At 46.5% G+C, this 21689-nt stretch carries 19 protein-coding genes; 2 read left to right on the top strand and 17 right to left on the bottom strand.

Annotated elements, in window-relative coordinates; translation table 11 throughout:
* Positions 1 to 3: 3 nt before the first annotated feature.
* The gene (locus DW743_RS13915; RefSeq protein WP_117761905.1) at positions 4 to 1338 is read right to left on the bottom strand and encodes a carboxylesterase/lipase family protein; all 1335 of its coding nucleotides are present in this window, start codon (positions 1336 to 1338) and stop codon (positions 4 to 6) included.
* Between the two features lie 326 nt (positions 1339 to 1664).
* Here DW743_RS13915 and DW743_RS13910 point away from each other — a divergent pair, with 326 nt between their 5' ends.
* On the top strand, positions 1665 to 2723 hold the full coding sequence (locus DW743_RS13910; RefSeq protein WP_117761904.1) for a benzoate/H(+) symporter BenE family transporter: 1059 nt from the start codon (positions 1665 to 1667) through the stop codon (positions 2721 to 2723).
* A gap of 26 nt (positions 2724 to 2749) precedes the next feature.
* The gene (locus DW743_RS13905; RefSeq protein WP_117509969.1) at positions 2750 to 3319 is read left to right on the top strand and encodes a phosphoribosyltransferase family protein; all 570 of its coding nucleotides are present in this window, start codon (positions 2750 to 2752) and stop codon (positions 3317 to 3319) included.
* A gap of 87 nt (positions 3320 to 3406) precedes the next feature.
* On the opposite strand, the gene DW743_RS13900 is transcribed toward DW743_RS13905, so the two are convergent.
* From DW743_RS13900 to DW743_RS13825, 16 genes are all read right to left on the bottom strand, one after another.
* Positions 3407 to 3730, bottom strand: coding sequence for a branched-chain amino acid transporter permease (locus tag DW743_RS13900; RefSeq protein WP_117509970.1), 324 nt, complete (start codon positions 3728 to 3730; stop codon positions 3407 to 3409).
* Positions 3685 to 4263: an AzlC family ABC transporter permease gene (locus tag DW743_RS13895; RefSeq protein WP_117509971.1), complete on the bottom strand. Its 579-nt coding sequence runs from the start codon at positions 4261 to 4263 to the stop codon at positions 3685 to 3687. Before DW743_RS13895 ends, DW743_RS13900 begins: the two co-directional genes overlap by 46 nt.
* Positions 4264 to 4391: 128 nt before the next feature.
* Positions 4392 to 6086 carry an AAA family ATPase gene (locus DW743_RS13890; RefSeq protein ID WP_117509972.1) on the bottom strand — a complete coding sequence of 565 codons (1695 nt, stop codon included), beginning with the start codon at positions 6084 to 6086 and terminating at the stop codon, positions 4392 to 4394.
* A 67-nt stretch (positions 6087 to 6153) separates the two neighbouring features.
* Complete coding sequence (locus DW743_RS13885) at positions 6154 to 6672, bottom strand: VanZ family protein (RefSeq protein ID WP_055226594.1); 519 nt, start codon at positions 6670 to 6672, stop codon at positions 6154 to 6156.
* Between the two features lie 395 nt (positions 6673 to 7067).
* Positions 7068 to 8357 (bottom strand): glycoside hydrolase family 125 protein, encoded by a 1290-nt coding sequence (locus tag DW743_RS13880; protein ID WP_055219311.1) that lies wholly within the window; start codon positions 8355 to 8357, stop codon positions 7068 to 7070.
* A gap of 111 nt (positions 8358 to 8468) precedes the next feature.
* Positions 8469 to 9920, bottom strand: coding sequence for an ABC transporter substrate-binding protein (locus tag DW743_RS13875; protein WP_117509974.1), 1452 nt, complete (start codon positions 9918 to 9920; stop codon positions 8469 to 8471).
* Positions 9921 to 10015: 95 nt separating this feature from the next.
* A complete protein-coding gene (locus DW743_RS13870) occupies positions 10016 to 10948 on the bottom strand; it encodes a carbohydrate ABC transporter permease (protein ID WP_117509975.1) in 933 nt (310 codons plus the stop codon).
* Between the two features lie 12 nt (positions 10949 to 10960).
* The gene (locus tag DW743_RS13865; RefSeq protein ID WP_055265684.1) at positions 10961 to 11848 is read right to left on the bottom strand and encodes an ABC transporter permease; all 888 of its coding nucleotides are present in this window, start codon (positions 11846 to 11848) and stop codon (positions 10961 to 10963) included.
* 55 nt (positions 11849 to 11903) lie between these two features.
* A complete protein-coding gene (locus DW743_RS13860; protein WP_117761903.1) occupies positions 11904 to 12959 on the bottom strand; it encodes a LacI family DNA-binding transcriptional regulator in 1056 nt (351 codons plus the stop codon).
* Positions 12960 to 13274: 315 nt separating this feature from the next.
* Positions 13275 to 13916, bottom strand: coding sequence for a nicotinamide riboside transporter PnuC (gene pnuC, locus DW743_RS13855; RefSeq protein WP_117761902.1), 642 nt, complete (start codon positions 13914 to 13916; stop codon positions 13275 to 13277).
* Positions 13917 to 13924: 8 nt separating this feature from the next.
* Positions 13925 to 16321: a hypothetical protein gene (locus tag DW743_RS13850; RefSeq protein ID WP_117761901.1), complete on the bottom strand. Its 2397-nt coding sequence runs from the start codon at positions 16319 to 16321 to the stop codon at positions 13925 to 13927.
* A 50-nt stretch (positions 16322 to 16371) separates the two neighbouring features.
* Positions 16372 to 18153: a class I mannose-6-phosphate isomerase gene (locus DW743_RS13845; RefSeq protein ID WP_117761928.1), complete on the bottom strand. Its 1782-nt coding sequence runs from the start codon at positions 18151 to 18153 to the stop codon at positions 16372 to 16374.
* A gap of 145 nt (positions 18154 to 18298) precedes the next feature.
* A complete protein-coding gene (locus DW743_RS13840) occupies positions 18299 to 19015 on the bottom strand; it encodes a GntR family transcriptional regulator (protein ID WP_117761900.1) in 717 nt (238 codons plus the stop codon).
* Between the two features lie 68 nt (positions 19016 to 19083).
* On the bottom strand, positions 19084 to 19971 hold the full coding sequence (locus tag DW743_RS13835; protein WP_117761927.1) for an ROK family protein: 888 nt from the start codon (positions 19969 to 19971) through the stop codon (positions 19084 to 19086).
* A 275-nt stretch (positions 19972 to 20246) separates the two neighbouring features.
* Complete coding sequence (locus DW743_RS13830) at positions 20247 to 20813, bottom strand: hypothetical protein (RefSeq protein WP_117761899.1); 567 nt, start codon at positions 20811 to 20813, stop codon at positions 20247 to 20249.
* Positions 20814 to 20931: 118 nt separating this feature from the next.
* Positions 20932 to 21633, bottom strand: a complete 702-nt coding sequence (locus DW743_RS13825; protein ID WP_117761898.1) for an ATP-binding protein — start codon at positions 21631 to 21633, stop codon at positions 20932 to 20934.
* Positions 21634 to 21689: the final 56 nt, after the last annotated feature.

Raw genomic sequence — 21689 nt, 5'->3', positions numbered from 1 at the left:
TGCTTATTTTCTCACATCCAGCACCTGCACATACGGGTCGTCCTTTGTGCATGGTTTCCAGTCGTCTTTTCCCTCTGCGTTCGGGTTTCCGGTTTTCATGAAATTGGTCCAGTCGTCCATCATTTCTTTGCTGAGGGCATAGTCGCCTTCGGTTTTCGGGCGCCAGCTTCGGCCCAGGGTTCCGAACATGTACCAGAGTTCGGAGGAATGGAACGCTCCGGCGTCGTCACCTAACAGGGCACGGGTGAAGTAGTAAACGTAAGCCGGTTTTCTTCCGAGTTTTTCCAGCGCAATGCTCCAGTTGATGCATCCCTTATAGATGCCGCCGTGCTCGCCTTTTTCTTTCATCTCCGGGAACACGCCGATGTCGTCTGCGGTTGATCCGAGCATATATGGGATGTCCTTGATTTTTCCTTCGGTTACGGCATCGTTATAGCCGCAGGTCAGCAGATGATTGTCGATGTTCGGTACGAAGCTCAGCATTCTCGATGGATTTACGCGGCCAAACTCCTCCTGCAGCTCCACAATTTTCTCAGCCGGAATCGCACGCAGTTCTTCCAGCGATTTTGCTCCGCTAAGCTCTATAAATTCCTGGCCGATGGTTTCTGCCTCGGAAAGCGGCATATCGCGGTTCAGTCCGGTGTCGTAGCCGCCGGCGCTCTGGAAAATGGCTTTGCTGATCCAGTTTTCAGTCAGCGGAGAACTGACGAGTGTCTGTACGCTCATGCATCCCGCGGACTGGCCGAATACGGTGATATTTTCCGGGTCGCCGCCGAATGCTGCGATATTTTCTTTTACCCATTTCAGTGCTGCGATCTGGTCGAGAATCGCGTAGTTTCCGCTTCTTCCGACACCGCTCTCCTCGGACAGCCACGGATGTGCCAGAAATCCGAAAGCACCGAGACGGTAATTGATCGTAACGAGAATCACGCCGCGTTCGCAGTAAGCAGATCCATCAAATTCGGATTCGTGGCTGAAGCCGTGCATAAACGCGCCGCCGTGAATCCAGAAAGCAACCGGCAGTTTTTCATCCACTGTATTTGCCGGTGTCCAGATATTTAAGTACAGACAGTCCTCACTCTGCTTCATGCCGAATTCCGGGTCGAGATAAAACTCTTTTCCATAGAAGGAGTCCGGCTCATGCTCGGTCTGCGGGCAGACGCATCCGAAATGATCCGCCTTATAAACGCCCTCCCAGCACGCCGGCTCTTCCGGCGGGCAGAATCGTTTTTCGCCTACCGGCGGCTTTGCGTACGGAACGCCGCGGAATACCGTGTAGCCGTCTTTTTGCACACCATGAATCTGTCCATATTTTGTTTTTGTCTCTGTAATTGCCATAAGTAAAAATCCCCTTTCCATTTCTTATAACTGTGATAAAAACCCTCATACAGATTTAGTATAGCAAATCTTTTTCTTCGCTTCTATATGCACAATTCCAAATAATGGCACCCAGTTTTGTAACTATTGATTATTGGTTATGCAGACATTTAAAAATCCTCTTGATTTATTAGCACACAGAAATAATAATATTTTGTATATAAGATTGACTTATTATCACTGACAAAAACCTTTCATGACTGATCTGGTTTACTTTGACCGGTTTTGGTGCTACACTTTTCTTTGCTTCAAAACGACATATTTCATAGTGAGGAGGAGTATTTAGTATGAAAGCCATTTTAACAGATCTTCTGGCAATCATCGGCGTTGTGCTGAATGGTCTGCCGCAGGGTCTTCTTGCTCTGACGTTTGGATTTGCATCGGTTCCGACGGCGCTGGCATTCTTTGTTGGTGCGGTGGGCAATACGATTACGCAGAGTGTCGCACCAATTTCCTTCCAGGCGGAGACGATCACTTACGCCGGAACGGCTGGAAAAGACCGTTCGGAACGCTGTACGATGATTTTTATCGGCGGTGTGATTATGGCTCTGATCGGAGTGTTTGGACTGCTGACAAAAATCGTAAACTTTGTAGGTGAGGATGTTGCCTATGGAATGATGGCCGGTGTCGGTATCATTCTGGTAAAGGCCGCGATCGATATGATCAAGAGTGATGCCATTTCCGGCGGTGTTTCCCTGGCCGCAGCACTGATCACCTATTACTTTACCAAAGCCAGTGCCAATACCCTGGTTTATACCATCGTCATTTCCGTTGTAGCATCCTGCATTGCCAATGCATTTTTCAACAAAGAGAAATCCAGCATTGTCGTAGAGGATGATAAATTTGTCCGCCAGAAATTTACAATCAATGCCAACGTAATTCTCGGCGCACTCGGTATGGTCTGCCTGAACATTGGTTCCAACATTTCCTTCGGCGGAATTACCGCAGGAATGGCAACCGGCGGAAATTACAACGTCGATAACCTGACCGTGATTTCTTCCCTGGCCGATATGTTTTCTTCCTTTTTCGGAGGAGCCCCGGTTGAGGCAATCATTTCCGCAACTGCCAATGCACCGCACGCTGTATGGGCTGGTGTCATCATGATGGTTGTGATCGGTGTAATTCTGCTTCTGAAACTGCTTCCGAAAATCGGAAAATTTGTTCCGTCTTCTTCGATCGCAGGTTTCCTGTTTGTACTCGGTATCTTCAAAACCGTTGTACTGGATGCGCCGTCTGCCTTCGCTGTCAATGCAGCCGTCGGCGGAACCACAATGGTTGTCACTGCAGTAACAAACCCGTTCCTCGGAATGCTGGCCGGTGTTGCTGCAAAACTGCTTGGATTATAAATTCAGTAACATAAGAGGAAAATCGTATGAAAGAATACAGCATGGAGCTCTGCGGAGTGAAAAGAACACTTCCATTTATCCCGATCAGTGAGGAGATGGCGTTTGCAAGCTTTGTTGTCCTTGGTGACACCGAGCTGGTAAGTGCATGTGCGCCGGAGCTGGCCGCAAAAATCGGAGAAGTCGATGCCATTGTCACCGCAGAAGCGAAAGGTATTGCCCTAGCGTATGAAGTAAGCAAAGAGCTGGGCCATAAAGAATTTATCGTTGCACGAAAAAGCACAAAATCCTACATGAAAGATGTGGTTTCCGCATCCGTTCATTCGATTACAACAGCGGGTGAGCAGCATCTTTATCTGGATGGAAAAGACGCAGATAAAATCCGCGGCAAACGTGTCTGCCTGCTGGATGATGTCATTTCCACCGGCGAGTCCCTGCACGCACTGGAATGCCTGATGGCGAATGCCAGTGCAGAGGTTGTAAAAAAAGCAGCGATCCTTGCTGAGGGCGATGCTGCTGATCGAAAAGATATTGTATTTCTGCAGAAGCTTCCGTTATTCAAAAAGACGGGCGACGGAGAGTACGAAGTCATCGAATAATTGCCAATCCTTCTAATGCATATAGAGAATAGAAAAACGGTGCAGTTCTGAATTTCTGCCATGAATTCAGAACTGCACCGTTTCTTTTTAAAAGAGACGCAGAAGCATCATATACGAAATGGTTCCAAGAAGGATGGAGACGAGGGTCTGGTGTTTCCATTTGTAGGTGATAAAAACGACCGCTGCTGCGAGCAGTTTCGGTACTGCGGCAGAGATACCGCCGGTGGGAATATCTTTCATACAGTAAATGATCAGTACCGCCATGATGGCAGACGGCAGTGCCTGGCCGAGTCGTTCGAGTGATGCGGGCATTTTACGGCTGCCGGAAAATGCAAGAAACGGGAGTGCACGGAGTCCGAAGGTGATCAGAGCGGAGACAGCGACAGCGTGTGCTTCTCTGCTTTTTCCCATTGGTCAATGAAGATAATGAGAAACAGGGCTGTCATACAGAAATCAAGGCCCGTCAGGTCAAATGGAACGATCTGGCCTAAAATGCCGCCAAGAACCGAACCAACTATCCAATAGCAGCGGCTGAACAGAGCGACGAGGAACATGGTGTCCTCTTTTTCTTTTTTCGGAAGATCTAAGGTACAGTTTACGGCGTATGTCTCATCGGTCATCGTGTGAATCATGTACAGCTTGCGGCGCCCCATCTGTTTGAATTCCTTCAGGAAGGTAATGCTGTAAAAACTCTGGCGGCTGTTCATCAGAAGTGCAGTGAGCGCAATGGTGATGAGGGAAGCGCCGCTAGAAAGAAACGTAATCAGAACGAACTGGAACGCGCCCGTATAGACCGTCAGACTTACCAACAGTGAATCATACCAGGGAAAGCCGGCGGATGCCATCATCATGCCGTAGGCCATGCTGACGAAAACGTAGCTGCAGAAAATCGGGATGGATTTTACGAAAGCAGTTTTTAAGGTAGTGGAAGAAAATCGTTTCATAGATAAAATATCCTCACGTAAAAATAAATTTTAAAAATTAAATTTATCATACTATCTATATCATAGTGAGTCAATAGGAATACCATTTTACGCCAAAAGAAACGGATGACCTTCATCACCCGTTTCTCTCATTCTGCTCCAATCAATACATTCTTCCCCGCAAATGCAAACCCATAATGCCGGATCCTTTCCTGCGGCACGCCAAGGGCCACCAGTTCTGCGTCGTATTTTTTATCCACGATCTGTTTTAAAGCCTCCTGCACCGCATCTTCCAGTGTCTCCTTTTTTACCCGGCTGCAGACTTTAAATTCAATAATAATCGCCGGATCTTTTTCTCTATTCTTCGGAATCATCATCACATCATACCGTCCAAATCCACTTTCCCGATTCGACCGGATCTGATAACACTCCGCACGCTCTGCCATCAGTCCCAGGACGAAGCCATGATAGAATCGTTCCGGCTCCAGACTTTCACTGTTCTCTCCGCCAACGTCAAAATGGCTGAAGGTTGCAAGTGACACTTTATTCATATAATAATTCATCGCTTCCAGATCGCCCTGCATCAGTGCTTTCACAAAGCTGCTGTACCCAGCTTCCGATGCTTCAAACCATCCGCGGAACATATCATCAAACATGCTCACCGTTTCCAGATTGGTGATACGGAGCTGATACCACGGCTTCAAAGTAATTCCGCGATACTCCACCTCTTCCGCCTTCAGATAACCGCTCGCGAGAAGCAGACTCCAGATTGCATTTTCATTGTAATCCAGCTGTTCAAACACCATCTGCTCATCAAAGTTCACCGTGACTGCCTGTCCGTTCAGTAGATCTTCCATATACTCTTTGATTTCCGGCGAGGCGGTGCGGATCAGCTTTCCTGCCAGACCGTTCGAACTCGTATCTGCCCAGTACGGGCGCAGTTTCTTTTCTTTTAAATAATTGGTAATCGACCATGGATTGTAGATATCGCGGTGTCCGCCAAAGATAAATCCATCATACCACTGCTTCACAACGTCCTTTTTGTCTCCCATTCCGAACTCGTCCAGAGATGCAAAAACTTCCTTTTCGGTAAATCCAAAACAGTCCGCATACAGATCCGATGTCGTCGTCACCACACGCAGATTATTTAAGTCAGAAAAAATACTTTCTTTCGAAACCCTCGTGATTCCGGTCATCATCGCACGTTCCAGATAAGGATTCGTTTTAAACGTCGCATTAAACAGACTCCGCACAAACGTTGTAAATTCCGCCCAGTAGCCATGGACATACGCTTCCTGCATCGGCGTGTCGTACTCATCCAACAGAATAATCACTCTTCTGCCGTAATACCGCGCCAGATACATACTCATATTATTGAGTGCCGCTGCGGCCTCCGCATCGCCCATATGCAGATTGACCTCGTTGTATGCTTTCTTCTCATTTCCGCTCAGCAGATCCCCATCCAGAAGATACCGGTTTTCTTCATATACTCTCGCAATCTGCTGTTTGATCTGGATTTTCGCTTCCGAAAGCTGATCTGCTTTCACGGCTGCAAAACTCAAAAAGATCACCGGATATGTTCCCTGAAGTTCCCGATATTTTCCTTCTTCCCAAACGCCAAGTCCTTCAAACAGATCGCCCCGGACGGCATATTTATTAGAGAAAAAGCAGTCCAGCATGCTCATATTCAGTGTCTTGCCAAAGCGGCGGGGGCGGGTGATCAAGGTGATTTCATCCCCGTTTTCCCACCAGTCCTTGATGAAGTGAGATTTATCCACAAAGAAATAATGGTTTTCCCTTAAGGATGCAAAATTCTGTTTTCCTATACTGATTACTTTTTCCATCCATCACACCTGCTTTCGGAATTTGTCCTTTTCTCGATTATACACTATCCTTTCCTGAATTCCAATCTTAAAACATCCTATTCGCCGCAAACGTAAAAAACAATAACGCCAGAAACAGCACTTCCAGCACCGCTCCCAGAATGGTAATGATCTTTCCCGTCTTCTCTTTCCAGATTTTTTTCATCCCCAGATACAATAGAATTCCGATCACCGCGCCAAGCGTATTATCGATCACATCCGTAATATCACTCGCGCCGATCGCAAAAATATACTGCGTCACCTCAAAAAACAGGCTCAGTCCCGATGCAAGGAGAATGCGGTTCTGGATTTCGCTGTCCGGATAGAAGGCTGAGATGCAGAGGCCGAACGGCAGAAAGACCAGCATATTTTCGATAATTTCACTAATCTGCACTTTCCCGTTCACCACAACCGACGCCGCATACGGAATCAGATTAATCCCCCGCAGGTGCGGAATTTCTTCCGGGCGCAGAGCGAATTTGAATAAAATGCACCAGACAAGTAGCGCCAGGTAAATGCCGAATACCACAAGTAATGCTTTTGATTTTTTCTCGTTTTTCCAGGTCATGTTCTTTCCTCTCTCATCTTCACTTGATAAGAGGATTCTACCAAAACATTCTTAGGATTCCGCTTCTTCTTTTCCAAAGAAATCCCTATAGATTTCCTAAGATTTTCTGATGCTCAGATTCTTTTACATTTCTTCATCATGCCAATTTATTATATCTTTCATATCAATTATATCTTTTACATATCGCAAAAAACTGTGTATAATACCCCGTGGGCAGAGAAAAGAAGCGGGATGAAAATCCCATATTCCCCTGGGACAGCAGTATTCTCCCCACTGCTGTCTCTCCTTTCAGTGAAGGCTGTCGCAGACAGTTTTCTGTGGTGTAGGTAAAAGAGGAGGCCGTGCACTGAGCACAGCCTCCTCTTTTCGTGTTTTTCATCTTTATTTTTTCATCTTTATTTCTTAATCTCATATCCGCAATACTGCATCACCAGCTCACAGAACATTGCGTTTGCCCAGGAGAACCACTCTCTGGTGTAAACGGTCGGATCATCTACGAAAACACCCTCGTGCATCAGTCCTGTACCGCCGTCGGTTGCCATCAGTTCGTGGATCATCTGATGTTTCTCCTCTTTTGTCGGTGCGGTCAGTCCCTCGATGGCTTTGGAGATGTGCCATACGTAGCGGACCGGTGTGTGCGGGCTTCCGATACCGGAAAGCTTCGTTCCTGCATAATAGAACGGGTTTGCCTCGCTTAAGATCAGCTTTCTTGTGTTGTCAGCCACTTCCTGGCTTTCCGGCTCGTAGCCGAGATAGCTCATAGCCAGAAGACTCGGTACATTGGCATCGTCCATCAGATTATACTGGCCAAAGCCGTCTACCTCGTAAGCATAAACATCGCCAAGTCCCCAGATATGGGTGGTACCGTAAGTCTCAATGGCCTGTTTTACGGTCTTTGCCATCTCTTCTGCTTTCTTCGCAATCTCCTCTTTTCCGCCGACGAAATCTGCGATCTCCTTCAGATAATTCAGAACGACAACCGCAAACATGTTGGACGGAATCAGATAACCGTAACGGCAGGAATCATCGCTTGGACGGAAGCCGGACCAGATCAGGCCGATGCCGGATTTTACCTGCGCACCTTTTCCATCGCGGGAAAGCGTATCGGTGTAGGAGCAGTTTTTACGGATGAAGCTGTACGGGGATTTCTCCTCGTGGTTCATTTCAGTCTCAAATACAGTCAGGATTTTGTCAACACCTTCCCAGAAAACCTCGTCAAACTGATCCGTTCTTCCGGTGTTCTTCCAGAACAGATAGGAGAACTGCAGCGGATAGCAGAGAGAATCGATCTCATACTTTCTCTCCCAGATCCACGGTCCCATATCGGTCTCGTCCTTCTCCCAGCAGTTGCCGTTCGGTCCTTCGTTGAATGCGTTTGCGTATGGATCAATGTTGATGCACATAAACTGGCGGCGGATCAGGCCTGCGATCAGGTCAGCCAGCTCCGGGTCGTTCTGCGCCGGAACAAGGTACGGGCGCAGCTGTGCTACCGAGTCACGCAGCCACATGGCCGGGATATCTCCGGTGATGACGTAGGTGCTGCCGTCCTCCATTTTCTTTACGGTTGTGTCGAGGGTATTGGAGTAGCATCGTTCAAACATATCAACGATTTCCGGCTCGTCTTTCAGTTTTTCTCTCAGGCTTAAAATCAGCTCCTGAATGGACTTTGGTAAGGTCTCTTTCATTCTTTTTTCATCCTTTCGCTCAATTTTTCTCATTTCCCGTTATTCTACAACAGGGCATCTCCGCAATCGAAAATGCCCTGTTGTAGTTCTTATAAAATTAATGTATCAGACTTATTTCTGTGCGTCAATCTGTTTCTGAGCTTCTTCGCGGATGGTCTCCCAGCCTGCGGTCTCAAGCTCTGCATCGATTGTTTTTACAAGCTCTCTCGGATCCTGTGCGCCGGTGAATAACTCAGAATAGTATTTCTCATATACGGCACGGCAGTTTGCAAGCTCTGTTTCGATGTTGGAGGTATCCAGGTTGAATCCAAGCATCTCAGACGGAGTTGCTTTCTCGTTCAGCTCTTCTACTTCATCCCACTGGTTGAAGTCAACATCGTCTGTCTGAGTTACGTTGAAGAAAGTACCCTGGGTATATCCGGCCATACCCCAGTCAGTGGTCAGGCGGTGTACCTTATTGTCATCGGTGTACTCGAAGTCTTTTCCTTCTGCTCCATAGTAGAACCAGTCACGTACTTTGGAATCCGTATTTACCAGGTTCAGAAGCTGAAGTGCTTTGTCCGGGTGCTTGCATCCGGAGTAAATACCATTGATGGAACCACGTACAGTTGTGTTGGAAACGACTGTGTTGCCATACTGTACTGCTGAACAATTGGCGATACCATTGTTCGGACCCCATGTTGTTTTTGCAGCGCCGCTCCATCCCTGTGCAACAAAGAACATTGCGTATTTGCTGGAATCATCTGCTGTCGGAGCGTCTCCGTTGATGATGCCCTCCTGATACATTTTACGAACGATATCCAGGTTGGAAAGGATTTCTTCGTCATCCAGCGGATTGACAACGGTCTTGCTGTCATCGCCGTATTTAACGCCGATTGCCGGAAGTCCGGAGCTTAAATCATCGTAGTTCAGGTTCAGCAGGAAGTTTGCACCATTTTTGGACATGAAGTACGGAGATCCGCCTTCGCCCTCTTTTACTGTCTTCAGAGCATCGTACAGAGTATTGAAATCTGTTACAGAATTTACATCAATGTTATATTTGTCTGCAATATCCTGATCCCATACAAAGTACTCGGAAAGGGAGCTGTCTTTGTAGGTCGGTACGCCGTAGATTTTTCCATTTACTTCTACTGCTTTCCAGTAATCTTCCGGAATCATGTCATACAGCTCGGAAGCGTTGTCTTTGAGCAGATCTGTAATGTCCATCAGTGCGCCGGTGTTCACCTCAGAAGAGTAACGGTTCTGGTCGGTGAACAGGATATCGAAATACTCGCCGGAGTTTGTGATAACGCTTCTTCTGTTATCCCAGTCACCCCACGGAACGATTTCCATGTCTACATTAACGCCGATTTTCTCCTCCAGATATGGGTTGATCTGTGCAAGCCACTCATCATAATCCTTCGGCATTCCGTTACCAACCTGAATCCATTTCAGTGTAACAACTTCATCTTTTGCATCACTCTTTGAAGAGCTGCTGCTTCCGTTGCTGCTTCCGCAGCCTGCCAGCATGCCACCGGCCATAACAGCAGAAAGTGCAAGAGCTAAAAACTGTTTCTTTTTCATTGTAGCATCCTCCTGATATAAAATATAGAATGTTGAAATTATCCTTAACCGAAGCCTTTTGCTTCAGTATGAGATCCATAAAGGTAAATGGTCGATCAGCCTTTTACCGCACCGACCGTCAGACCGGAAATGAAGTATTTCTGGAAGAACGGATAGCAGCATGCGATCGGGATGATGATGATGATTGCCATCGCCATACGGGCGCCCTCTTTTGGCATCGAGTTCATGTACTGTGCCGTGGTAACGCCAAGAGACGGGTTGTTTGCCATCACCTCAATATTTCTCTGTACGTGATCCAGCAGAGCCTGCAGGGAATACAGCTTGGTATCGCTGATGTACAGGGAAGACTGGAACCAGTCGTTCCAGTAACCGAAGGTGAGGAACAGGGCGATCGTTGCCATCAGCGGTTTCGACAGCGGCAGGGCGATCTTTCCGAAAATCTGGAACTGGGTTGCTCCGTCGATCTGTGCCGACTCAATGATGGATTCCGGAATGTTGGTCTTGAAGAACGTTTTACAGATAACAACGTTGAACGAAGAAACACAAAGCGGAAGGATCAGCGCCCAGATACTGTTTTTCAGGTTGAGGAACTGTGTGTTAACTACATAAGAAGAAATCATACCACCATTGAAGATCATTGGAATAAAAACGACCATGGTGAAGAATCCGTTCAGTTTGTAGGTGCTTCTGGAAAGAACGTAACCCATCAGCATCGTAAGGGCAACTCCGATTACCGTACCGATAACCGTTACCGCAACGGAAACGCCAAGTGCAGTCACAATCATCTGTCCTTCCCGAAGAAGGAATTTGTAGGAATCCAGCGAGTATGCACTCGGGATAAACTGGTAGCCATTCATCTTGATCGAATGCTCGGAAGAAATCGAGATCATGAAGATGAATACCACCGGGATAATGCAGGCCAGGGCAAGGATCACAAAAATAACATTGAAAATTGCATTTGTAGATCCCTGGATCTGATTTAAATGTGAAGAGGAAGCCAGATCAAGATCTTTTTTCTTTTTTGCCATTTTTGTACCTCCTTAAATAATCGCGCTGTCTTCATCAATCTTCTTCACAATGGCATTGGCAAGAAGGATGGTGATGCAGCATGCAACAGACTGGAAGAATGTTGCCGCAGAAGTCATTCCGATCGGAGTGGAAGACTGCAGTGCGTTGTATACATATGTGTCGATAGTTGCTGTCGTTTTGAAGATCGAACCGCTTGCTCCCTGAGAAAGCTGGAAGAACAGTCCGAAGTCGGAGTAGAAGACCTTTCCGACATTCAGGATGAACATCATGATGATGACACTCTTTAAGCAAGGCAGGGTAATGTGCCATACCTGCTGTCTCTTATTGGCGCCGTCCATAACGGCTGCCTCGTACAGTGTGGTATCAATACCGGAAATGCTGGACAGGTAGATAACCATGTTGTATCCGGTAGATTTCCACAGATACATGAAGATCAGGATAAATGGCCATACACCGGCACTCATGTACCACTGAATCGGTTCCTTGCCTGCATTTCTCATTATACTGTTGATCAGACCGTTGTCCTGGTTCAGGAATGCATCCAGGAAGTAGGAAGCTACAACCCATGACATGAAATATGGGAAGAACATCATCGTCTGATATACCTTCGACGCTCTTTTGTTGTGCAGCAGGCTGATCATGATAGCCAGTCCTACGGAAAATACCATACCAAGAACGATAAATGCAAGGTTATACAGGATTGTGTTTCTCAGGATGACGAACAGGTCGTTGGATCTGATCAGGAACGAAAAGTTTTTGAAGCCGGCCCAGTCACTGTGGAGCAGGTTATAAATGAAACTCTTTCCGCCGGTGATTTTGTAATTCTTGAACGCAATGATCAGACCGAACATAGGCAGGAAGCAGAACAGAATATACCAGATGGTGGTCGGCAGCGCCATGACGGTCAGCTCCGTGTCATTCTTGGTCCAGCGTCCTTTTTTCTTTTTGCTTGGTTTACTCAAGATTTTTTCCTCCTTCTCCCGATTGCTCGGGCTTATCACTTGATCCGTTTATCTTACAAACGGAATCCCGGTAAATAATCTTTCCGGGAATGCGGTATACCTCGCCGCTCTTTTTCTGCGGTTCATTCATATGTTTGATCATACGTTTTGCCGCAAGACGTGCAATCGCGTCGGTGTCAACCGCAACCGTGGTGAGCGACGGACTGCACAGTTGTGCATAAATGGAATCATCAAAACCGGTCACGGAAACATCCTCCGGTACGCAGATTCCACGCTCTTTTAATGCCTGCACTAATTTGAATGCGGTGGCATCGCAGTTACAGACAAATGCGGTGGGCAGCTTCTCCGGTAGCAAAAGCGGAATGGCAATGCCTTCCTCGCTTCGGTCCGGGATTCTCCACTCATTTTTCGGGGAAATTCCCTCCTCCAGCATTCTCCGCAGATATCCGAGATATCGGTCGGAAATACTGGTTGTACTTCCTACGGTTCCGACAAATCCGATGTCTGTGTGGCCCTGCTGGATCAGGTAATTGGTCAGCTCATAGGAGCTGTAAATATTCTCGGTGATGACGGAATCGGATTTGTGGGTTCGATCGTAGATGTCCACATACACTTTCGGGAGATCAATCTGTGCAATCTGCTCCCGGACACCCTTATCGAGAATACCAAGAAAGATCAGGCCGTCGAACAGCCCTCTGGTCTGTATCGTGTTCATGTCCGACGGGAGTGTTGCTGTTGTCGGAGAAATCATGATACTCGAACAGGATGCTCTCTGCAGCTCGTAGATGATCCGCTCGTACATTGCCATATAAAATTTTCCTTCGTCTCCGGAGCTGAACCGCGGACTCATGATGATACCGACTTTTTTGCTCTTCCGTTTTCCGTAGTCCGGAAGGACATAACCGGATTCTCTCGCAAGCGCAAAAATCTTTTCTTTCAGTTCTTCTCCCACGCCGTCTTTTCCGTTCAGCGCCTTGGAAACTGTTACTTTACTGATGCCCAGCTTATCTGCCAGGTCCTGCATGGATACTGATTTTCTCTCTGCCATGTTACCAACAGCCCCTCTATTTGTTTCTTAACTTGTGTTTAGATGTTAACATCTTTTAGAAAGATTGTCAATAGCCTTTTCGTTATTTTGTATATTAAAATTCTTATTTTCCAGTCCTAATTTGTATAGATCGAGGAGTATTCTTCTGTTTCTTTTGATTTTTTAGACAGAAAATCTGTGTTCTTGTGTTAAGTCACATAACATCTTAATATTAACGCAGTACTTTTTCGCCTGTTTTCATTTTTAACGAAAAAGCAGCGGAAAGTCTGACTTTTTCGTCTTGTTGTCGCCCTTTCGCTGCCTTTCACTTTTCTATTATCTTCCGTACTGCTGCCGGATCGCCATAGCCGCATTGATTGCCACCGCCAGAAAAAAGACGGCTACAGATATCCCTGTTCCCATTGTTACTGCTTTGAACACCCATAAAATTGTTCCGCCAATCCCGGAACCCAGATTAACAATATAGGCATTTTTATAACAGGCCGCCAGTCCGATACAGGCAATCGCACTGCAGACAAAAAAGAATGTATCAAAGAAAACATTGATATCCAGTGTTCCATTTACTTTTGAGAGGACAGCCGCTATAATTCCAAACAGTATCATCGCTCCAAGAACCGTAAAGCTCAGCTCCCTGCGGTTCATCTTCCGCATAATGGTTTCCGTCTGTTTCTTCTTCCCTCTCCATTTCCAAAAGCTGTAAAGAGCCATCGGAGCCTGCATAAAAATCATAAATACAAAAGTTGCATATATCTTCGTCTGCCATGCCAGAATGCCATTGCAGATCGCATAGACAAAGCCAATCAGGAATCCCGGTGCAAAATTCATGGACACCATAAAATTAAACGTAATGCCGATCAGGGCTGTTACCAGGGCAAACAGCGTGTCCCCGCCAATCACCCCGGCTGCAGCGACTGCTGCAATCTGCAGCAGCAGAACAATATATTTTTTCTTTTCCATATTTTTAGTTATCCGCAAATAAAAGTAACCACACCCTTGTCATTATCCGACAGGCTTTCCATATCTTTCTCTGCGGTTTCCTGCTCCACAATCTCCACTCCATAACGGAACTCACTGAATCCGGACAGGTCCATCTTGAAGTTTGTTTCCCATGTGTTATTCATAATCCAGCTGTAAACCGGCCGTTTATTATTCTCCTCTTTGTTATCGCACAGAAGGATTGGGTGGGATTCCATCTCCCCCATGTAAAGTAACGGTGTGTCAAAAGTATTAACCAGAATCGTCTGATCTTTTGTCCGGTAAACGAGCCCTTCATCCGCAATATAGTATTCCATATTGGTGCCAGGAAGCTGATCAATACCAGGGCGCATGGTAACACCTCCGTTCTGGATCATCACTTCCGCATTCGGAAGATTTAACGATAACGGAAGGTACAGGCTTTCGATATCCTCGCTTAATGTTTTTGCTACCCGGTAAGAAAACTCAATTTTCGGAAGATGACGGTACATTTTGATCACAACACTGCTGTGATACGTTCCCTCTAGGGTAAAGATCAGTTCTACTTTGGTAAACACCGGTCCGTGATCCAGAATTTTCACATCCGTAAGGTCACCCTGATACTGCTCTGCGTGAAGTCCGCGGATATTTCTTCCGATCAGACTGCGTTCCGCATAAACCCCCTTCCGTATTTCGGTGCGTTCATAAACCGGCGTGAAGAACGTTTCCAGACCGGATTTGCACATTTCAACCTCTGCTTTTTTATTGTAAAAGGAGGTAATACCCTCTCCGACTTTCCATTTGATCTGAAAGAAATCGTTTTCCAGACCGTAAGGCAGTTTGTAACTTTCCGGATCGTACGTGTTCACAATATCGCGCACCCGCTCTGCGCCTACCCAGGCAGTTCTGGTGAACAGGGTCTGGGACGGAGCCGGCTGCTCTTCGTACGTGAACGTTTTCTCTTCCATTGGCTCAAATTCTGCCAGAAAACTTATCAGGACTCCGCGCGGATGAGCAGACAGCTGCACCTCCATCTCCTGTTTTGTTTTGTCATCGGTTACTTTAACTGCAGAAAGACTTAAAGTTTCTACGTAAAATTCTACCGGAAATACTCTCTTTTGATGGCTTGTGGAAACAGCTTTCACTTTGCCGGACAGATTGTAATACCGCAGGATATCACCCAGTTTATGGCACTGCTCATTTTTACGCATTGCCGCGGCCTCATGTGCCTTGGAAGCATAGCTGTTTTTTCGCATATCCAGATTTGTTACCATGGTATCATACGGATTGGTTACCGTAGCAGAATGACCCCAGGTGTGCTCTGCATATAAAAGAGAATTATCGCCATATGCCTGAATCAGTTCTTTGTTATGTACCCCTGTTTTTTCTTCCAGTCGGTCGCAGATATGGTTCAGTCGTACGGCTTCTTTGTAATGTTTTACCGCATATGGTGTACTTCCAACGCCATTGCCCCACCAGTCATTGATGGCACCCCGATACACTGGTGCATCCTGCACTTTATCCCGGATTTTGTCATACAATTCCTGAAGCGTCACCATATGCATGGTGACTTCTTCGCCATATTTTTCATTAAACAGCGCAACCGTATCTGCAATGGCCGGGTTGATCGGCGCATTATCCGAAAAAACGCCGGAAACACTGGTGATATAGAAATCGTACGGATAACCGTTTTCTTCATATTCCTTTATGCTCGCAGCCAGATTCGTGTGCAGATTTTCCAGAAGTCCTGTCACATCACCATTCTTTTTGCCGAAGTAGTTTTCCGTCATAAAATTAACATTTTTGTTCAGAACAATGCCGAGGGCATTTCCCAGGTTATAATGCTCACCATTCCATACCAGCAGACGCTGTCCGTTCTCATTTTCCCAGAAATACGGTTTCTGGTTCTGATACAGCGGATACATGCCGTGATGGGTATGGATATTGGTATACAAAAATTCTACTCCGTTTTCGATCAGGGCATCGCGCTGTCCCATGGAGATACCATTAATATCTGCAATCATGGCTGTTTTGATCTGGATTCCTTTTTCGCCGCAGATTTCCTGCATCGTATGGATTTTTTCTTTCAGATATTTGCAGTCGGCAAGATCATTAAAGTTCAGATAATTGGCAGACAGACCGATGTTTCCTTTTTTTACCAGATCGAAAAACTTTTCTTTTTCTTCCTCCGTTGCCATTTTGAAGAACTGCTCCACGCAGTACCATGTCTCACAGTTCCATTTCAGATCTTTCTGGGTTGTGTTGTTTTTGATTCCATTTTCAATCAGTTCGACTGCCCGGCGGATGTTGTTTGCCTGATTGTAGATCACCTGCTCCTGCAGATCGGTGTATCCCACGTCAGTGTGGGAATGATGTACGATGTAGACTTCTCTGATTTTGTGTGTCATGATAATTTCTCCTTTTCCTGTTCTATGTTGCTCAAAATTTTTATCTCTCTTTACCCCACAGATGCCACCAGCATTTTAATCATTTCGCCCTCTTCCGGTACAATCCGGTATGTTCCGACCGCTGCAGGAACGATGGCGGTTTCTGCGTAATGTACCGTGAACGGTGCAAAGCTGCCATCCATGCTCTCGATGCGGGCACTTCGTCCCTCCACAAGATTCATCACATGAACCGTGTCATCCATCGAGATGGTGTGCGGCCCGGAAAGTGTATAGCGGATTGTGTCGATAAACTCGCGGCTGTGCAGTCCGGTGCGCTCTACTTCACAGTTTTCTGTTTTTTCCAGCGTTTTCTGCTGGCCGACGATATTGTCGTACACCCATTTGGTATCGCGGTTCCACTGGATATTTTTCATACCGTGGTCGAGATGGATCGGACGCGGCAGTCCATCCATGCCAAGGCGGCCCCAGTCCCAGAGCTTAAAGGTAAAAATATACGGTGTCGCGCTGATTTCCAGTACCATTGTATTCTTGCCGGAACAGTGCACCGTTCCTGCCGGGATCAGCACATGATCGTGTTTTTTGACCGGAATTTTGTTGACATATTTTTCAGCTGGGAAAAGTTCTTCTCCTTTTTCTGCTGCACGAAGTTCCCGCCCCATCTCTTTTTTATCCACGCCTTCTTTGAGACCGAGGTATACATACGTTTCCTCGTCTTCATCGGCATCCAGAAGATAGTAGCTCTCATCCTGCGTATATGGCATGCCGAATTTTTCATAGATATATTCGGTCAGCGGATGTACCTGCAGGGAAAGGTTCTGACCGCCCATCGTATCCAGCAGGTCAAAACGGATCGGGAATTCTGCGCCGAACCGGCCGTGGACTCTTTCACCCAGCAGTTCATGCGGCGCATAGAAGACAAGATCCTGTGCCGGTACTTTTAAGACTTTTCCGCCGATTTCCAGATTCAGGCTGTTTTCCTCCGGAACTCCGTCAAAGCTCCACGCGAAATTTTCCTTCGATGCATCCAGACCAAAGTTTTCCTTCATCCACTGACCGCCCCATACGCCAGGGTCGAAATACGGCTCCATACGAAATGGCTTTCTGGCAAGCTGCTGCAGTGCGCCTCGGAAGGCATTTCCCGTTGTAAGAACCGGTGCATTTTCTTTCTCCGTATCCAGAAGATACGTGAATTTTTCATACCGCTCTTTTTTATAGCGGTCCGCCAGACGCCATTCAATGAAAAATCCCCGTTTATATTTCGTCAGGATCGGATCATTATAATTGGTACTGTGCCAGTTTGGCATGCCGCTCCGATAGCGGAGCTGAACTTCCCAGCGGGTCAGATCGCAGTAAACAAGTAGATCTGCCTCGGTCAGAAGCTCTGCCGCTGTACCAACGATCACGATCAGACCACCGTTTGTATCTTTTTCTTCCGCACGTTCTGTCTCAATTGCTTTTTTCATGGTTTCCAGCTTTTCGCTCTCAAACCAGGTGTCTATGGTTTTATGACACATAATGCCGAAAACACGGTCATCGGTGATGTAATCGTTAAATTCTCTTAACAGCGTTTCTTCGTCTTTGGCACAGTCTTCGATATCAAAAATCCGGTCTGGCTGCAGCGCATTGGCCAGTTCCATTATTTCTTCTTTTCGTACACCCGGGTACAGATCAAAGGAAAGAATACAGGTTTTCTTTTCTTTCTGTTTTTCCTGAACCGCCCGTTTTAATTCTTCAATGATCTCCTTTTTTTCATCCCAGATTTCATTTTCATATCCTGTGATTTTCATTTGCGGATGTAATTCGTAGTTTCCATATTTCTTTTTTAAATTCATTTGGATTCTTTTCCTTTTCTTAATTTTTCTTCCATCCATTGGGGTGTTTCCTGCGCCGATCAGACCTATCATCTTTGTTTCAACGCTTTCGCATCTGGCGGATTTCGCACTTCTGTCCGGTTTCGTTTTTTTACATGTCATATGTTTACAGTTCCACCGTGTACTTATAACGATTTCCCGGATAATAGCAGATCGAATATTCAAAAACCTCGCCGCCCTTCCGGAATGTCTGCCGTGTCCGGATAAAAATAGGCATCTGCGCATCAATTTTCAGTGCTTTCTGCACCTCTTCCGATGGAAGTGCCGCCTCAAGCGTATCCCGGCCGGATTCAATATAGATTCCATGTTCCTCCCGCAGATACTGATACAGCGATTCCATGTATGGCTCCGGCTCTGTTGGCAGTTCGCAGATTTTTTTCAGATACGTAATGGTATAGACCATGGGTTTTCCCACAGCATTCCTCACACGTTTCAGGCAATAACATGGCTCCGTCAATGGAATCTGCAGACTTCTTGCTACCGTTTCCCCGGGACTTATCAGTTCCATCTTGCAGTATGTTGTCTGCATTTCGATATGATGCTTTTTCATTTCTTCCGTGAAACTGATGACACCTTCCATCTGCTCTTCGACTTTCTCGTAGACAACATCTGTTCCGATGCCACGCCGTGCACGTGCGTAACCGCTCTGTACCAGATTCGCCATCGCCTGGCGTACTGTCACACGCGAAAGCTCGTACTTTTCCATCAGCTCTTTTTCTGTTGGCAGAAAATCTCCTTTTTTGTACGTACCGCATTCGATCTGCTGTTTCAGAATCTGTTCCAGCTGCGCATATAGCGGCGGTGCTCCCGGATTTCTATCCATTTTTGCAGTTTCTCCTTCTTCTTTTCTCTCCATAGCATTATATTTTTGTTTCTGAAAATATTTTTGCTCTATTGTGTTTTTTCAGGAAACTGTGACAACAGGCCTTCCATGGCACGGCCGGATGTTTCCGTTTCTATCTGAATCCGAATCTTTCTTTTCTCGCACTCTCTTTCCAGTTCTTTTCCAAACCAGGAAAAACTTTTTGCAATCTGTCCGCCCAGAAGCAGCAGATCCGGCTGATATTTCTCCAGCACAGGAAGAAGGCCAGCCGCCACATCTGCTCCAAATCTTCTCCAGACTTCTTCTGCCTCCATGTTTCCCGCTTTTACCAGACCATACAATTCTTTTCCACTCCACACTTTTCCTGTCACAGCCAGGCTAATCTGCTCCAGACCGCGCACAGAAAGATAATCGTCCAAAATGGAATCTCCAAACGGCTGTTGATAAATCCATCCATTTTCCGGCACACCTTTTCCTGTTTTCACCGTTTTCCCGTTTTCTACAAAAGCCGACCCGGCGCCGGTTCCGATGCAGACGCACAGAATTTTATCCGCATCACGACAGTTTCCGTACCAGCTTTCTCCCAGTGCAAATGCTTCAATGTCATGTAAAAACAAAAATCGTGCTGATCCAAGTTCCGGCACGCGCGCCTTGATTTCTCTTTCCAGTGGAATCCCGTAAATGGCATCGTACTTATTCAGTCCCTGCATCCGGCTGATTCCATTTTCATAATCAAACGGACCCGGAATCGCCATCCCAACTCCGACAACACTTCCGTCTGCTTCTCTCATCAGTTCCCGGCAGATCTTTGCAAAATTGTCCAGAATCTTCTCTGTGCTCTTCTGCGCCTGTGCTGGAAATTTCCGGATTTTTGTTCTTACTCCATTTCTGTCCGACACACTTCCTTTGATTTCCGTTCCGCCAACATCCAGAAGGATATATTTTTTCTTCTCCATCCCGCTTCCGTCCCTTTTCATCTTTTCCCTGTATTCTTTCTGTTTATATGCCACTAGGATCTCATTTCTTTGTATTGGTTCTCCTGCCACCTTGTTATAATGTTATAACCTATTCATTTTTCTGTTGCAAGCGCCTGTCTGCAATTTTGTCTGCTTTTGCAAAACTTTGTGAAAACGCGATAATACGTTTTATGCACTTGGCGCAGAACGCAAAAAATCCCCTGTTTCCGGGGTTTTTTATACACTCCGGACAGAGGATTTTTCTTATTTTCTACTTATTTTAATACATTTTCCAATTTAACAAAAAGGTTATTCATCTCCTGCACCACGCTCTGCAGACTCTTTTCCCCGACATAGTTTCCAATCGCAAACAATGCCTTATACAAAAAATTAACCGCCCCCTGCAATTCTTCGTTTTGCTCTTTTGTTTCTTTCCGAAGCTGCTGCAGTTTTTCTGCCATCGGAAACAATTCCGCAAGAATCTGCTCTTTTCGTGCCCGATCCGACGGTTCATCTGTCTCCATTTCTTCGAGATCATAGTTATCTGTTCTGCCGCATTTTCCCTTGCACACTGCGCAATCCGGATTCAGACGGTTCTTTTCTGCCTCCACGCGTACAATCCAGGATTTCCCCTCTTCTTCCCTCAGCTCTTTTTCCGGATTTGCCGCACAAATTCCGCCAAGCAGAATCTCATGCGTGGCTTTGTCCGGGCGGTGACCATTGCTGTCACCGCTGGAAAACTCCTGCGATTCACCTTTTGCTGCTTCTCCTCTTCCATCTACCGACCGGGCCAGACCGATCAGCGCACCAAGAAGCTCCTTTTGTATCTTCGTCATACTCATTTTTCTAATACCTCTTACCGAGCTTTTCATTTTTTTCGTCTTACATATTCCACAAAGCAGAATGTACCAATTGTAAAAATACTTTTAAGGGCACACGCTAATTACTATATCTGATTTTCTACAAAATTTCCCCCTCCGTAGAAATCACCACGGTTTTCACCGGAATCTTCTTTCCACTCTCTTTCAGTGCCATCTTCACGGCACGCTCCATTCCTGCGCAGCACGGAACCTCCATGCGTGCAACCGTGATACTCTTAATATCATTGCACATAAAAATCCGCGCAAGTTTCTCGGAATAATCGATATCGTCAAGTTTTGTACAGCCTACGAGAACGACATGATCCCGAATAAAATCCTGGTGGAAGTTTCCATACGCATACGCTGTACAATCCGCCGCAACGAGAAGGTCTGCTCCTGCAAACATCGAAGCCCGCTCCTGCACCAGCTTGATCTGCACCGGCCACTGGCGGAGCCGGGACGGAACTGCTGCAGAATTTTCCTGCGCATCTGCACGGTCAATCGCCCAGCTGTTTTCACCTGCTTTTCCTGCTCCGGTATTCTCCTGTCCGGCCGCCTCTTTTGCCTTCCGCTGGTTCTCTTTTACCGCCTCCTCATCATACGGCAGCGCCTCCCGCTCCACAAACGAAATCGCATCTGCCGGACAGACCGGCAGGCAGTCACCGAATCCGTCGCAGTAGTCATCCCGGATCAGCTTTGCCTTCCCGTCAACCATCGCAATCGCACTTTCATGACAGGCATGCGCACAAAGCCCGCATCCTGTACATCTGTCTTCCTCTATCTGAACAATTTTTCGAATCATCGCTGAATCTCCTTTTTTCTCTTTATTTCTCAATACCTGTTTGTTTCTCAACTATG

The organism is Blautia sp. AM28-27, from assembly GCF_003480905.1.
Lineage (GTDB): Bacteria > Bacillota > Clostridia > Lachnospirales > Lachnospiraceae > Fusicatenibacter > Fusicatenibacter saccharivorans.
The sequence above is the reverse complement of the archived record's forward strand: the minus strand, read 5'-3'. Positions and strand labels throughout refer to the sequence as shown.